9 protein-coding genes and 1 other RNA gene are annotated in these 15,298 nt (G+C 60.3%); 5 read left to right on the top strand and 5 right to left on the bottom strand.

The window, feature by feature from the left end; all coding sequences use genetic code 11:
- Positions 1-102: 102 nt before the first annotated feature.
- On the bottom strand, positions 103-2,583 hold the full coding sequence (locus IM739_RS14630; protein ID WP_237368440.1) for an ATP-dependent helicase: 2,481 nt from the start codon (positions 2,581-2,583) through the stop codon (positions 103-105).
- 337 nt (positions 2,584-2,920) lie between these two features.
- On the opposite strand from IM739_RS14630, the gene IM739_RS14625 reads away from it, so the two are divergent.
- From IM739_RS14625 to IM739_RS14610, 4 genes are all read left to right on the top strand, one after another.
- The gene (locus tag IM739_RS14625; protein WP_237368439.1) at positions 2,921-4,132 is read left to right on the top strand and encodes an efflux RND transporter periplasmic adaptor subunit; all 1,212 of its coding nucleotides are present in this window, start codon (positions 2,921-2,923) and stop codon (positions 4,130-4,132) included.
- Positions 4,129-7,275, top strand: coding sequence for an efflux RND transporter permease subunit (locus IM739_RS14620; protein ID WP_237368438.1), 3,147 nt, complete (start codon positions 4,129-4,131; stop codon positions 7,273-7,275). Before IM739_RS14625 ends, IM739_RS14620 begins: the two co-directional genes overlap by 4 nt.
- A 141-nt stretch (positions 7,276-7,416) precedes the next feature.
- A complete protein-coding gene (locus IM739_RS14615) occupies positions 7,417-8,826 on the top strand; it encodes an FAD-binding oxidoreductase (RefSeq protein ID WP_237368437.1) in 1,410 nt (469 codons plus the stop codon).
- Between the two features lie 74 nt (positions 8,827-8,900).
- Positions 8,901-12,662 (top strand): AsmA family protein, encoded by a 3,762-nt coding sequence (locus IM739_RS14610; RefSeq protein WP_237368436.1) that lies wholly within the window; start codon positions 8,901-8,903, stop codon positions 12,660-12,662.
- 88 nt (positions 12,663-12,750) lie between these two features.
- Here the strand turns inward: IM739_RS14610 and IM739_RS14605 are convergent, their stop codons facing one another.
- The 4 genes from IM739_RS14605 to ssrA form a co-directional block, all read right to left on the bottom strand.
- Positions 12,751-12,984 (bottom strand): ribbon-helix-helix domain-containing protein, encoded by a 234-nt coding sequence (locus IM739_RS14605; RefSeq protein ID WP_237368435.1) that lies wholly within the window; start codon positions 12,982-12,984, stop codon positions 12,751-12,753.
- 87 nt (positions 12,985-13,071) lie between these two features.
- Positions 13,072-13,263, bottom strand: a complete 192-nt coding sequence (locus IM739_RS14600; protein WP_237368434.1) for a DUF4169 family protein — start codon at positions 13,261-13,263, stop codon at positions 13,072-13,074.
- Positions 13,264-13,326: 63 nt separating this feature from the next.
- Positions 13,327-13,839: an SspB family protein gene (locus IM739_RS14595; protein WP_237368433.1), complete on the bottom strand. Its 513-nt coding sequence runs from the start codon at positions 13,837-13,839 to the stop codon at positions 13,327-13,329.
- Positions 13,840-13,977: 138 nt separating this feature from the next.
- Positions 13,978-14,358: a transfer-messenger RNA gene (gene ssrA / locus IM739_RS14590) on the bottom strand.
- Between the two features lie 142 nt (positions 14,359-14,500).
- On the opposite strand from ssrA, the gene IM739_RS14585 reads away from it, so the two are divergent.
- Positions 14,501-15,295 carry a thymidylate synthase gene (locus IM739_RS14585; RefSeq protein ID WP_237368432.1) on the top strand — a complete coding sequence of 265 codons (795 nt, stop codon included), beginning with the start codon at positions 14,501-14,503 and terminating at the stop codon, positions 15,293-15,295.
- Positions 15,296-15,298: the final 3 nt, after the last annotated feature.

Raw genomic sequence — 15,298 nt, 5'->3', positions numbered from 1 at the left:
GCGATCTCCGACAGAACGGGTGAGCGAAATCTTCCACGCCTCCTAGCAGGCTTTTGGCATGGGTCAAGCAATGGGAAGCCTGGCCGGCATCCAAAGCCCTGCTCAGCCTGCCATTTCGACAAAGCCGTCCAGCACGCGCTTTTGTCCTGCCCGGTCGAAATCGATGGTCAGCTTGTTACCTTCAATCGAGGCGATGTTGCCATTGCCGAACTTGATGTGGAAGACGCGGTCGCCCACGGAAAAGCGCGACGGCTCGTTGCTGGTGGATTTTGCCACCAGGTCGCCGTCGATGGTTTTTGCGCGCGGGCCGCTCTCGCCATAGCCGATGCGTTCCACGGCATGGCCGGAGCGACTGCCCCAATTGTCCCGCGTGGCATCGGTCTTGTTGGCCTGCGCGCGCTTCCAGCCGGGTGTCGAATAGGAATTCTGGAAAGGTTCCTGCTTGTCGAAGCGCGACTGGCCATAGGGGTTGCGACCATAGCCGCCGTAGGACGTCTCGGATTCCGCGACCTCGACATGGGCCGGCGGCAATTCGTCGAGGAAGCGCGAAGGCATGGTGGATTGCCAAAGGCCATGGATACGTCGGTTGGACACGAACCAGATATGGCAGCGTCGTTTGGCACGCGTGATGCCGACATAGGCGAGACGGCGTTCCTCCTCGAGGCCCGAGCGGCCGCCTTCATCCAGCGCGCGCTGGTGGGGGAAGAGGCCTTCCTCCCAGCCGGGGAGGAATACGGTTTCGAATTCAAGGCCCTTGGCCGAATGCAGCGTCATGATCGAGACGGCGTCCATCTCGGCATTCTGCTCGGTATCCATGACCAGCGACACGTGTTCGAGGAAGCTGCGCATGCTCTCGAAGGCTTCCATCGAGCGGACGAGTTCTTTCAGGTTTTCGAGGCGCCCCGGCGCCTCTGCGGATTTGTCGTTCTGCCACATGGCCGTGTAGCCGCTCTCGTCCAAGATTTGTTCGGCAAGCTCGGTATGGGGCGTGTTTTCCAGAAGCGTCTGCCAGCGGCGGAAGTCGGTCACGACATCAAACAGCGACTTGCGCGCTTTCGGCTTTAGTTCGTCGGTCTCGATGATGTCGGCGGCTGCCGCCAGCATCGGAATGTCACGGGCGCGCGCATAGTCGTGCAGATTGCGGATGGTCGTGTCGCCGAGACCGCGTTTGGGCGTGTTGACTATGCGTTCAAAAGCCAGATCGTCGGCTGGCTGGCAGACAAGTCGGAAATAGGCCATTGCATCGCGGATTTCGAGGCGTTCGTAAAAGCGCGGGCCGCCGATGACGCGGTAGTTCAGGCCGAGCGTGACGAAACGGTCTTCGAACTCGCGCATCTGGAAGGATGCGCGCACCAGGATAGCCATATTGTTGAGCGGGTGCTGGTTGCGTTGCAGCTGCTCGATTTCCTCGCCGACGGCTCGGGCTTCCTCTTCAGAATCCCAAGCTGCGTGCACGACGACCTTGTCGTCGTTGGGGTCGACGCGGTCAGTGAATAGCGTCTTGCCGAGGCGGCCTTCGTTATGGGCGATCAGATGGCCGGCGGCACCCAGAATGTGTTCCGTCGAGCGGTAGTTGCGCTCCAGCTTGATGACCTTGGCGCCGGGGAAATCCTTGTCGAAACGCAGAATATTGTCGACTTCGGCGCCGCGCCAGCCATAGATCGACTGGTCGTCGTCGCCGACGCAACATACGTTCTGTTGAACACCTGCGGGACGCTGCGCCAGCAGCCTGAGCCACATGTACTGGGCTGTGTTGGTGTCCTGATACTCGTCCACCAGAATGTATTTGAACTTCTGGTGATACTCCCTCAGCACATCCGGATTGGCGCGGAACATGCGGATCGGATGAAGCAGGAGATCGCCGAAATCGCAGGCGTTCAGAGTCTTCAGGCGGGCCTGATACGTGGCATAGAGTTCGCGGCCCTTGCCGTTTGCGAAAGCACGGGCATCTCCTTCGGGGATCTGCGCCGGTTCGAGTGCCTTGTTCTTCCAGCCATCGATCATGGCGGCAAATTGCTTGGCCGGCCAGCGCTTGTCGTCAAGGCCCTCGGCCTGAATGATCTGCTTGATCAGGCGCACCACGTCATCGGTATCAAGAATAGTGAAATCCGACGAGAGCCCAACCAGTTCGGCATGGCGACGCAGGAGTTTGACGCCGATCGAGTGGAAGGTTCCGAGCCAGGGCATGCCTTCAACGGCACCGCCGACAAGGTGGCCGATGCGCTCCTTCATCTCCCGTGCCGCCTTGTTGGTGAAGGTCACGGCGAGAAGCTGAGAGGGGAAGGCGCGGTTGGTCGCAAGAATATGAGCGATGCGGGTGGTGAGCACACGGGTCTTACCGGTTCCCGCGCCCGCCAGCACAAGAAGCGGACCATCGACAGTTTCGACGGCCAGGCGTTGTTCAGGGTTCAAACCGGAGAGATAATCGGGAATGCGTGCCTGGTCGCGCGCCGCCATGGCGCGGGCGGCAATACCCAGCCCGCTGCCGGAAGATGGGGCAGCGGTGCTGGCTTTCGCCGGCGCCGGCTTGCGCGGGGCAGGTTCTTCATCGAAGAAAGGAATGTCGTCGAAACCGTTACTCATGCGGCTCAATGTAGTGATTCGGTATGGAAAGGCCAGACAAGGCGTTCTGGTTTTATTCCAGATTGCTTGCTTGCCGACGGTTTTTGCAACTGGCGCGCAAGCGGGGATTGGCACAGAATGCTGTCAGCCGGTGCAGGTTGTCCTGTCGCCAGCGACTGCCGACGGTTTTGGCGACAAAGCCGTCGCGAACCACGGTCCCCAATTCAGGGCGCCAATCACGGGCGCGTGAATTCGCGTGATATTACAAATCAGTAAGCTTGACGATCGGCCATTGCATTCGGCCCCTTGAAACCAGATAGTTCAGCACGATTTTCATTGCATTAATTTGGAGTTCCGCATGCCGCTTTGGAAGCAACTCGGTCTTAGTCTGTTGCTGCTTTTCGCAGGGCTGTGTCTTTGGGTCTATGTGTCGCCGCAGGCTGGCCAGACCCTGGTTCAGATGGGCGTGCCGCAGAATGTCGTTTCGCTTGTTTCAAATTCGGCAGCAGGTGGTGAAGGGCAGCAGGCCCAAGGCCAGTCATCGGATCAGTCGCGGGGCAAGGGGCAGGCTGCAGGCCAAGGGCAGCGTCAGGGCGGTCGCAACCAGTCGATCCTGATCGTCACTCAACCGGTTACGGTTGGCGTGCTGAACGACCGCCTGAGCGCAATCGGCGACGGCGAAGCCATCCAGGCGGTTACCGTGATGCCACAGGCTTCCGGAACGATCACCGAGATCCTCGTATCCTCCGGCGAACGGGTGACGAAGGGGCAGGTTATCGCCAAGCTCGATGACGATGAGCAGATCATATTGCGTGACCTGGCCAAGGTCGGTCTGCGCAGCGCCAGTGAAAAATCCGAATCCTATCGCAACCTGCAGAGCTTCTCGCGGCTCGAAGTTCTCGACGCCCAGATTGCGCTGGAACAGGCGCAATTGGCCCTGACAACAGCGGAACTCAATCTCAAGCGACGCGACATCGTTGCCCCGATCGACGGGATCATCGGTATCGTCGGGGTCAGCATCGGCGACAATGTCACCACATCGAGCAATGTGGTCACGCTGGACAACCGGTCCGAATTGCTGGTCGATTTCTGGGCGCCAGAGCGGTTTGCGACGGCCGTCAAGGCGGGCATGGCGATCGAGGCGATTTCGGTTTCGAGGCCGGGCGAGGTGTTTTCCGGCAAGATCGATGCCGTCGACAACCGGGTTGACCCGGCGAGCCGCACGATTCGTATTCGCGCCCGGATCGACAATTCCAACGATCTGCTGCGGGCCGGCATGTCGTTCAATGTGACCATGCAGTTTGCCGGAGATCGCTATCCTGCCGTCAATCCTCTCGCAGTCCAGTGGGACGGGCAGGGATCGTTCGTCTGGCAGGTCAAGGATGACAAGTCGATCAAGACGCGGGTGCGCATCATCCAGCGCAATTCGGACCAGATACTTGTCGAGTCCACTCTCAAGGAAGGCGATGTCGTCGCCATCGAGGGCTTGCAGCGCGTGCGCGATGGTGGTGGTGTTCAGGTCGCGGGCAGCGACAAGGGCGCGGCGACCCCGGAGGTGGCAAGCCAATGAATCCTGTCGACAATTCATCGGAAAAATCAGGCCAGTCGTTTACGGCGCTTTTCGTCCGTCGCCCGGTACTGGCTGCGGTGCTGAACACGCTGCTGGTCGTGGCGGGGCTTGCTGCGCTCGCCGGTATCGAAGTGCGCGAATTGCCGGATGTCGACCAACCGGTGATTTCGGTCACAACCGAATATGACGGTGCCTCGGCCCAGACGATGGACCAGGAAGTTACCAAGGTGATCGAGGGCGCCGTTGCACGGGTCAGCGGGCTGAAATCGATATCGTCACGATCGCAGTTCGGCGAAAGCCGCACGACGCTGGAATTCAGCGACAATGTCGATCTGGCGGTTGCCGCGAACGATGTGCGCGACGCACTCGGCCGTGTGGCGAACCTGCTGCCGGATGACGCCGACGAGCCGCGCATCGTCAAGGCGGACTCGGATTCGCAGGCCATCATGCGTCTCGCGGTCACATCGACGAAACTCAGCATGGAAGACCTGACGCTGCTCGTCGACAATGAGATCTCCGACCGGCTTGCCGCAGTCGAAGGCGTTGCCGATGTCCAGGTATATGGCGATCAGGAGAAGGTCTTCCGGGTCGATGTCAATCAGGCGGCATTGGCCAGCCGTGGGCTCAGCGTGGCCGATCTTTCAACGGCGCTGCAGAGCTCGGCCATGGATGTGCCGGCGGGTTCGCTCGAATCCATGACCCAGGACATTGTCGTTCGGGCGACGGCCAATCTCACGACGCCCGAAGATTTCGAGAATGTCCTGATCGGCGACAAGGTGCGGTTGCGCGATGTGGCAACCGTGACGCTTGGTCCGGATGACGGATCGACGTCGCTGCGCTCGAACGGCGTGCAGGGTGTGGGCCTTGGCATTATCCGTCAGGCGCAGTCCAACACATTGAACATCTCCGAGGGTGTGCACGCGGCCGTCGACGCCCTGTCGAAAACGCTGCCGGAAGGCACGAGAATTGCCATTACCAGCGATGACGCGGTGTTCATCGAAGGGGCACTTCATGAAGTGGAGCTGGCGCTTTCGCTTTCCGCCTTCATCGTTGTCGTCGTCCTTTATCTCTTCCTGCGCGACTGGAAAGCCACGCTCATTCCTGCGCTGACGATGCCCGTGGCATTGATCGGAACACTGGTCGCCATCTACATGGTCGGGTTCTCGATCAACATTCTGACCCTGCTCGCGATCGTTCTGGCCACCGGACTGGTGGTCGACGATGCCATCGTGGTTCTGGAAAACATCGTGCGTCGGCGTGCCGAAGGCATGGGGCCGCGCGCGGCGGCTGTTCTGGGAACGCAGGAAGTGTTCTTCGCGGTTCTCGCCACCACCGCAACATTGGCGGCCGTTTTCATTCCGCTCTCCTTCCTGCCCGGGCAGCTCGGTGGCCTGTTCCGCGAGTTCGGCTTCGTGCTGGCCTTTGCCGTTCTTCTGTCATCGGTAACTGCTCTGACCCTATGCCCGATGCTGGCATCACGTATGCTCGGAAAGTCCGAGCACGAGGATCATGGGCTGCTCGGTCGATTCGGTGCGCTGTTTTCAAGGGTCTACAAACGTACGCTGCATTCAAGCCTCAGCAATCCGCTGATCGTCGTGGTTGTCTCGATACTGATCTCGGGGGCGGCATTTGCGACATTCGGCTTGATCCAGAACGAGCTGACGCCGCAGGAAGACCGGTCGATGGTCATGCTTCGGCTCTCCGCGCCGCAGGGCGTGAGCCTTGCCTATACGCGCGATCAGGTCCAGCGCGTCGAGGAAAAGCTGCGGCCTCTGGTCGACAGCCGCGAGATCCGCAATATCTTCTCGATCTCCGGGCAGGGCGCGACGAACAGCGCGTTCATGGTGCTGACGCTGGCACCCTGGAGTGAGCGTGAGCGCACACAGAACCAGATCGTGCAGGATATCAACGCCGCAGCGGCGACCGTGCCGGCATTGCGCGGCAATGTCTTCCAGACCAACAGTTTGCGAATCCGGGGTGCGGGTAGCGGTCTGCAGATGGCGCTTGTCGGCAGCGACCACGAGAAACTGACGGAAGCGGCGATCAAGGTCGTGGACCAGATGCGCAACTCCAGTCTTTTCCAGACGCCGCGGCTGGATAACGAACCGACCCAGGCGCAGATATCGGTGACGGTCAATCGCGAGCGCGCTTCCGATCTCGGCGTCGATATCAATGCGATCGGAACCTCGGTGCAGGCTCTTTTGGAAGGCCGCTCGGTAACGGATGTCTTCGTCGACGGCGATGCCATTCCGGTTCGGCTGATTTCGAGCACGCAGCCGATCAATGATCCGACGGATCTGGAAAACATATTCCTTACCACGTCCGACGGTCGGGTGGTGCCGATGTCGACCATTGCGACCCTGCAGGAAAATGCCGTGTCGCCGCAGCTCAATCGCGAGCAGCAGCTAGCCTCGGTGTCGTTCTCGTCGAGCCTGAACGAGGGCGTATCGCTTGGCGAAGCGGTCGAGGCGATGAAGGCCATTGCCGAACCGCTTCTGCCAGCGGGTGCGCGGCTGGTTCCACTCGCCGAAGCCGCAACGCTTGAGGAAAATGCCTCGGGCATGGCGCTGACCTTCGGATTTGCCTTTGCCATCATCTTCCTTGTGCTCGCGGCGCAGTTCGAAAGCGTCATTTCGGCGCTGATCATCATGGCCACGGTGCCGCTCGGTCTTGCCTGTGCGGTGTTTGCCCTGGTGATCACCGACTCCAGCCTGAATGTCTACAGTCAGATCGGTCTCGTTCTGCTGGTCGGTGTCATGGCGAAGAACGGCATCCTGATCGTCGAATTCGCCAACCAGTTGCGCGATCGGGGTGCCAGCGTTCGCGAGGCGATCGAAAGCGCGTGTTCGATCCGCTTGCGACCGGTGATGATGACGATGATCGCTACGGTACTGGGCGGCTTGCCTCTGGTGCTTGCAAAGGGAGCTGGTGCGGAAGCGCGTATCGCGCTCGGTTGGGTCATCGTCGGCGGCCTTGGCATGGCGACACTGGTGACGCTCTATATCACGCCGGTCGCCTATCTGCTGCTTGCCCGGTTCTCCAAGCCGCATGCCCATGAAGAGGAGCGGTTGAAGTCGGAACTGCAGGATGCGACCGCGGCGGCCAATGATGCCGGGGAGCCGCGGCGGATTGCTGCAGAATAACAACCGCCAGAAATGGCGCGGCGCATTGTCCCGCCGCGCCTTTCACCGGCTGGACAAACGCCGGAGCCTATCCCATAGCAGACGCCACGGAGTGCGGCGCTCGAGCTGCCGCAATGGTCCTGGTTTTTGGGGGTGGCCGCTATGGCGTTGAAGGATGTTATCGATGGCCCGCGCGATGCCGAGGCAATTGCAGCTGTTTGTGCAATGCTGAAGCAGCGCTTTGGCGATGCCTTCCAGGCCGGCCAGTCGTTTCGTGAGCAGCACAGCCACACGACCACCTATCTGCCGTCGCAATTGCCGGATGGCGTCGTGTTTGTCGAAAGCAGCGAGGATGTCAGCGATGTCGTGCGTGCCTGCGCGACCCACAAAGTTCCCGTCGTTGCCTTCGGGGTCGGCTCATCGCTGGAAGGGCAGGTGAATGCACCGTTCGGCGGCATTTCCGTCGACTTCAGCCGGATGAACAAGGTCTTGCGGGTGAATGCCGAGGATCTCGACTGCACGGTCGAGCCGGGCGTAACGCGTGAAGAGTTGAATACCTATCTGCGCGACACCGGCCTGTTCTTCCCCATTGATCCAGGTGCCAATGCCTCGCTTGGCGGCATGGCATCGACACGGGCCTCGGGCACAAATGCCGTGCGATACGGCACGATGAAGGACAATGTCCTGGCCTTGACCGTGGTTACGGCCAATGGCGAGGAAATCCTGACAGCGCAGCGGGCGCGCAAGTCGTCTGCCGGTTACGACCTGACCCGATTGTTCGTCGGTTCGGAAGGGACGCTTGGGCTGATTACGTCGATCACATTGCGCCTTCAGGGCATACCGGCGAAGATCAGCGGTGGTGTCTGTGCCTTTCCGACACTGCAGGATGCCTGCAACGCTGTGATCATGACGATCCAGATGGGCGTGCCGGTGGCGCGTATCGAAATGCTGGACGAGATGCAGATCCGCGCCTGCAATGCCTATTCGAAACTGTCCTACGACGAGCGGCCGACATTGTTCCTGGAGTTCCACGGTACCGATGAAACGGTTGCGTTGCATTCTCAGCAATTTGCCGAGATCGCGGCCGAATTCGGCGGCGGCGAATTCCACTATACGACCAATGCCGAAGAGCGCGCGACCTTGTGGAAGGCGCGTCATAACGCCTATTGGGCAAGCCGCGCGCTGGCGCCGGAACTTGCCGCGCTGTCGACCGACGTTTGTGTGCCGATTTCGATGCTGGCAGACTGCGTCGCGCAAACGCAGGCGGATATTCGTGAAAACAATTTTCTGGCTCCAATCGTCGGCCATGCCGGAGACGGCAATTTCCACGTGCTTCTGCTGTTCAACGACAAGGATCCTAAAGACGTTGCGAAGGCCGAGGCGTTTATCGGGCGGCTCAACAATCGTGCGCTGGCGATGGAGGGGACCTGCACCGGCGAACACGGCATAGGCCAGGGCAAGATCAGTTACCTCGAGCAGGAACTGGCGAGTGCACTGCCGGTGATGCGAACAATCAAGGCAAGCCTGGACCCCGACAACATATTCAATCCGGGCAAGATTTTTAGGCTCTGATTACAAGACCTTGCAGCTTGCTCCCACGGCGAATTGGGTTACCTTGCGGGCTGTGAACAAGGGAGTGGCATTTGGTGCTCGGACGCATCCTGGTAAGTCTCGGAGGCCTGCTCGTCGTTGCGCTTTTTTCGGCGCTTCTGGCTCCGCTCTTCGTGGACTGGACGAATTTCCGGCAGAACTTCGAGGATCGGGCCAGTGTCCTGCTCGGCAAGAAAGTCGTGGTGCATGGCTCTGTCAGCGCCCGCATATTGCCGTTTCCGTCAGTGACGATGGAAGACGTGACGATCGGAACGGATATCGATGGTACGCCGCTCGTCCAAATCGCCCGTTTTTCCCTTGATGCGGAACTGGCCCCGCTGCTGTCTGGCGAGGCGCGCATCTTCGACATGCGGATCGAGGAGCCAAAAGCCCGGATCCGACTTCTGCCTGATGGTACGATGGACTGGCTACGGGGCAGCAAGCCCAATATTCCGGCCCGGACCGTCGTCCTGGAAAGCGTTTCCGTCAGCGGCGGCGAGGTTGAGTTCATCGACCAGCAGTCCGGTCGCAATCGCCTGCTGAGAGATTTCGACGCCAAGATTTCAGCCCGCTCTCTTTCCGGTCCATGGACGGTTGAGGGACGGGCGTCGCTGGATGGTGAGGCGGCGCTGTTTTCCCTGGCGACATCGCCACCGCAGGACGCCGCGTTGCCCTTGCGCCTGAAACTTGATCCCGAAACGCGACCGTTCGATCTGGTTCTGGAAGGTGCCCTGGCCTTCGAGGCAGGGCGGCCAGTCTACAAGGGCCGGTTTGAATCCAACTGGAAGGTGGCCGAGAACGCATCGCAACCGGGGCAGGCGAAGCCGCTGCCGGGGCCGCGCGTCAAGGGCGATTTCGAACTGACGAATGAACGGGTTGCGGTTCCCGGTTATCGACTCGAGCTTGGCGATCCTGCCGATCCCTATGTGGTGAATGGAGAAGCAAAGCTGGACACCGGAAGGCAGCCGGAATTCCTCCTGACCGCAGATGGCCAGCAAGTCGACGTGAACCGTCTGGCGGGCGACGGGACCAAGGGCAAGACTTCGCGCAGCGTGGCTACATCCGTTCGCCAGAGACTGGCGCTTCTTCTGGCGACGGCCGCAGAGATTCCGATCCCCAGCGTGCCGGGGCGGGCGAGCCTGAAATTGCCGGCAATCGTCGCAGGTGACACTGTCTTCAGGGACATCCAGCTCGATGTCCGACCGGCCGGTACCGGCTGGACGGTCGATCGCGCGGTTGCCGTCCTGCCCGGACGAACACAGGTGGAAGCCAAGGGCTGGCTGAGGCTTGCCAGTGCGCCGTCTTTCGATGGCGAACTGCTTGTCGCTTCAACGCAGCCATCGGGGCTTGCGACATGGATTTCCGGGAAGGTCGATCCGGCGATCCGGCAGCTCAAGTCTGCCGGATTTTCCGCGTCGGTCAACCTGACAAGCGATCTGCAGCGGTTCGAAAAACTGGAACTGGCGATTGGCGCCGAGCCGCTCAAGGGCCGGGTCGAACGCGAGTCCGTTGCCGGCTCGGCTGCCAGCCTCTCGGTCGATCTGACCGGCGATGCGCTGGATCTGGATGCCGCACGCGCGATAGCGGTCCTGTTGGTCGGCGAGGATGCCGAGCAGCATCTGCTGGCGGAGCGAATTGCCGCCCGATTGAAAGTGGGAACGCTGTCGGCCTATGGGGTGGAGGGGCACGATGTCGATACGGTGTTTTCCTTCGATAACGGAAAAATCGCGGTTGAAAGGCTGAGTGTCGGTGATGTTTCCGGTGCCGCGATCGAGGCCAATGGCGCGATCGGGGGCACTTTGCTCAAGCCGAGCGGGCAGGGACACATCGCAATCAGCGCGCAAGACCCCGGTCCATTCCTCGACCTGCTGCGCCAACGCCTTCCGGGCAACCCGTTGTTGCCGAGGCTTTCAGCCAGCGCTGCCTGGTATGCCGACAGCAAGCTGGCGGTCGATGTCTCCCTTGGCAACCAGGATGGCGGAGGCCTTGAAGCCAAACTTTCAGGGACTTCCAACGGCAGCCGGATCGAGGCACGCTACAATACGAGTGACCTGATCAATACGACCGTAAATGCAAAGGCGGACATCTCGGCCACGTTGGAAAACGACGAAGCCCAGATCCTGCTGGGGCAAGCCGGGCTCGATCCATTGCCGCTGGAGATCGGCGAGGGCGGTCTACTTGGCGTGACGATGAAGTCTGGCCCGTCCACGGCATCCGAAGCGGTCGTCACCTATACGTCGAACAGCACAAACCTCCAGGCACACGGCACGCTCGCGGCTGCGAACTCGGCCGATATGCTGCTGGACGGAGACTGGGCGGTTGATTTCAACAGCGAAGACCTCGGACCCTATCTCTTGACGCTGGGTTCCATCCTGCCGGAAACTGGCACCGGGCTTCCGGTCACGCTGGATGCGGAAATCGGCCTGGCGAAACGCCAGATCGCAGTGAAAAAGCTTGCCACCGAGGTCGACGGCAATGCCGTCAACGCCACGGGGACGATCGACTGGCAAGGTGACCACCCCATGGCGAGTGGTTCGGTCTCGATGGATCGGGCAGACCTCGAATGGCTCGCGCAAACGGTCCTGGGGCCGGTTCGTGACCCGGCGAGCGGTGCATTGCTGGAGACTGCGCTGCCGAAGATTGCTGCACAGGCGGAGTTTGATGTCGAACTGACTGCCAAGCGGTTCGCGCCGGGATTTGCCGGCGCGATCACGGAATTTGCCGGAAAACTGAGCCGGAAAGCCGGTGAGATTGTTCTTGATGACGTTACCGGACAATGGCTCGGTGGGCGGGCATCCGGCCGGCTGTCGCTGGCAAACAGCGAAGGCGCCGGCTTCCTGCAGGCGCGGCTCGATCTGAGCGGCCTTGATCTTGCCGAGACCCTGGCCACGCTGCGGACCGAACGCGGGATCGAAGGTGCCGGCGTCGCCGAGGGGAAGTTCGACGCAACATTCGTGGCCGAGGGCAGCGGCAATTCGGTTGCTGAACTGTTTCGCCAGAGCAGCGGATCCGGCGAAATCAAGCTGGCGAAGCTGACCGTGCCAGGTTTCAAGCTTGGCATCATGGCCGGCCTGCTCAGCGAAGCCGATGTCATCGGAACGGCGATCAACGAGGAGAAGGTCCGCGAGATTGCCGACGGACTGATAAAATCGGGCTCGATGCAGGTGACTGATCTGTCACTGCCGTTTGCGGTGACGGATGGCGTGGTGCGCGTGCAAAATGCCACAGTGCAGACGCCCGAGGCGCAGCTCGGCGGTGATCTGCGGCTTTCGCTTGCCGACAGCGAGATCGAGGCGGGCGTTCAGGTGTCTCTTGATGCCGGAGAGGCGGCGCTGCCCGGCACGGACGCCGGTTACCGGATGATCTTGAGTGGCGACGCCCTGTCGCCGACGCGATCGCTTGATGTCACGGGGCTGACCAATTTCCTTTCCTTGCGCGCGTTTGAAATCGAGCGCCGACGGGTCGAAACCCTTCAGTCCAACGTGCTGGAGAAGCAGCGCTTGAGGCGCGAGGCGGCCTTGGCCCGTTTTCGTCAGAACGAGCGTGACAAGGCAGAAGTGGAGCGGATGCGGCTCGAGCAGGAAGCGCGCCTGAAAGCCGAGACCGAGGAGGCGGAGCGGCTGGCGCAGGAGCAGCGCCGTCTGTCCTTGCCTGCAGATCCATTGGCCGCGCGCCCGGTTGAACCGGGGCAGGTGCCGCTCACGACGGAAACAGTGCCACCCAAGCCCTCGCTGCCGGTGGCGCCGGGGGAAAAGGTTACGCGCCAGCCATTGCCGCCGGTACCACTGACATTCGAGACCTTGCCGGGATTGAATTGAGCCGACCCGCCGAGGAGCAGGATTAGATGATCGAGGTGGCGATCTATCCGAAAGCATGCCGCGATTTTTCAGACGCGCTCTGTTCGCTTTAACCCTCTATTTTGCGCATGTCGGATCTCGATTTCAACCATTCGAGAACGCGAAGCCGCAGGGCGGAGGACAGGTTTGCCCCGTAGGGACGGCTTTCGTCGATTTCCGCGATCAAAGCCGCTAGCGGCAGAGACTTCTCGGCGGCCATGGATCTGAGTTCGTCCAGAAATGCGTCCTCTATCGAGAAGCTTGTGCGATGACCATGGAGCGTGATCGATTGCTTACGGATCATCGCTGCCTCGTGATGCGTCGCAAGGGCTTCGCATCTTGATTCCGCAAAGCGGCGCAAGTCGCTGATTGCGATTCGCTTTCGCGGGTTTCATTCGCGTTCTGTGTCTTCCAGCCGGCCTTGTTCGTGCGCCTTGTTCGCCTTTTCGTTCAGGCTGCGGGTCAGGCTCTTTTCGGCTTTGGTACGGCCAAATGAAATGCGATTCTGTTCCGCCGTCGCTTCCTTCTCGGTGCGCGCCTTGGCTTTGCGGAACTGGCGAAGATTGACGATGTCAGCGGCCACGATCGAACATCCCCTGGAATCAGTCGGCCGGGACATGTCCCGGCCGATCTTGATGAACCTGATTTACTGCTTCTTGCGGAAGGCATCGAGCGAGACGACCGAGCCCTCCTTCTTCTCTTCGCCTTCTTTATGTTCGCCACCCTCGTCGCTGCGGGCTGCGACATCGACCGGGTAGGCGGTGATCTCGGCGCTTTCGGACTCTTCGTCCTCTTCGGCCAAGGGAACATCGAATTCGAGTTCGAAATTCACCGACGGGTCATAGAAGCCGCGAATGGCATTGAACGGAATCACCAGCTTTTCCGGTGTGTCGGAGAAGGAAAGGCCGATTTCGAACAGGCTGTCCGTCACCTTTAGTTCCCAGAACTGATGCTGGATGACGATCGTCATCTGTTCGGCATATTTGGTCTTCAGGTGCTGCGAAATGCGAACGCCCGGCGCGCCGGTCAGGAAGGTGATGAAGAAATGATGGTCACCCGGAAGGCGTCCTGCCGCGGCGACCTCCGTCAATACCTTGCGGATAACACTGCGCAATGCGTCCTGGGCCAGAATGTCGTAGCGAATGTGGTCTTGCCCCATGAGATCCTGTCTTTCCTAATCATGCCGGTTTCATTCGGCTGTATGCCACGGCGAGGGATTGCAGAAAAGCCCTGACGCACGAGTCTGATGCGGCGAGAATACATCATTTTAGAAAGATGGGGTAGCGGGAGAAGGTAAGGTGAAGGCTTCTGTTGCCAGGTGCCTTCGGACCCCGCCTCAAGGGGCTAACCTAGAGGACTTGGTTCGGATTTCCCGCACCGCCATTAGGCAGCGAGAGCATAACCCTTAGCGTTGTTGTCGTTTGCAACTACACTTGTGACCCGATAACGGCGGTATCATGCCGAGCAAAAGTTCGATCTTTACGCCCTTGTCGATCCTATTTCGCCCCCATCAAAAGCCGGTCTTCTCGGTTTCCCAAGTCGTCCGACCGGTTTTTGGTGGAGGCGCCGGGTACCGCCCCCGGGTCCAATAGGTTTATTACACCGACCGTTTATTGCCATAGATGGCCCGAAAGCCAACGAAACTGATATAGGTGTTTCGGTCGCCAATGAAAAGGGGTGTTGGCGAGGCGCGGCCAAAAGACTTTGACGGCGGCGCAGCGCGCAAGCTGTTGATGGCTTCGTCCTTCGCGCCGTCTGTGGCTTGGTTTGGCCGACGGCTGACATTAGAATGCAATCAAACAGAATCGGCGGTCCGACCCATGAAGCAGTATCACGACCTTCTTCGCCATGTGCTAGCTACGGGCACCGATCGCGGTGACCGTACGGGAACCGGCACGCGTTCGATTTTCGGCTATCAGATGCGCTACGACCTGTCAGAGGGTTTCCCGGTCACCACGACGAAGAAGCTGCATCTCCGGTCGATCATACATGAGCTGCTGTGGTTTCTCAAAGGCGACACCAATATCGCCTATCTGCGCGAGAACGGCGTGACCATCTGGGACGAGTGGGCCGATGAAGACGGCAATCTCGGTCCGGTCTATGGTGCGCAGTGGCGGTCCTGGCCGGATGGCAAAGGGGGGCATATCGACCAGATCGAGAAACTGGTCGAGAGCATCAAGACCAATCCGAATTCCCGTCGTCATATCGTGTCGGCCTGGAATCCGGCCGAGGTGGACGAGATGGCCTTGCCACCGTGCCATTGCCTGTTCCAGTTCTATGTGGCCGACGGCAAGCTGTCGTGCCAGCTCTACCAGCGCTCGGCCGATATTTTTCTCGGCGTGCCCTTCAATATTGCATCCTATGCCCTGCTGACAATGATGGTGGCTCAGGTGACCGGCCTGAAGCTCGGCGACTTCATTCACACGCTGGGCGATGCGCATCTCTATGCGAACCATTTCGAGCAGGCGGAATTGCAATTGTCGCGCACACCGAAGGCGCTGCCGGAGATGCAGATCAATCCCGACGTGAAAGATCTGTTTTCGTTCAGGTTTGAAGACTTTACGCTGGTCGGCTACGAAGCTGATTCAAGCATTAAGGCGCCGATTGCCGTCTAGGCG

The organism is Rhizobium sp. SL42 (assembly GCF_021729845.1).
Lineage (GTDB): Bacteria > Pseudomonadota > Alphaproteobacteria > Rhizobiales > Rhizobiaceae > Allorhizobium.
Note: the sequence above shows the minus strand (reverse complement) of the source record. Positions and strands in the feature narration are given on the sequence as shown.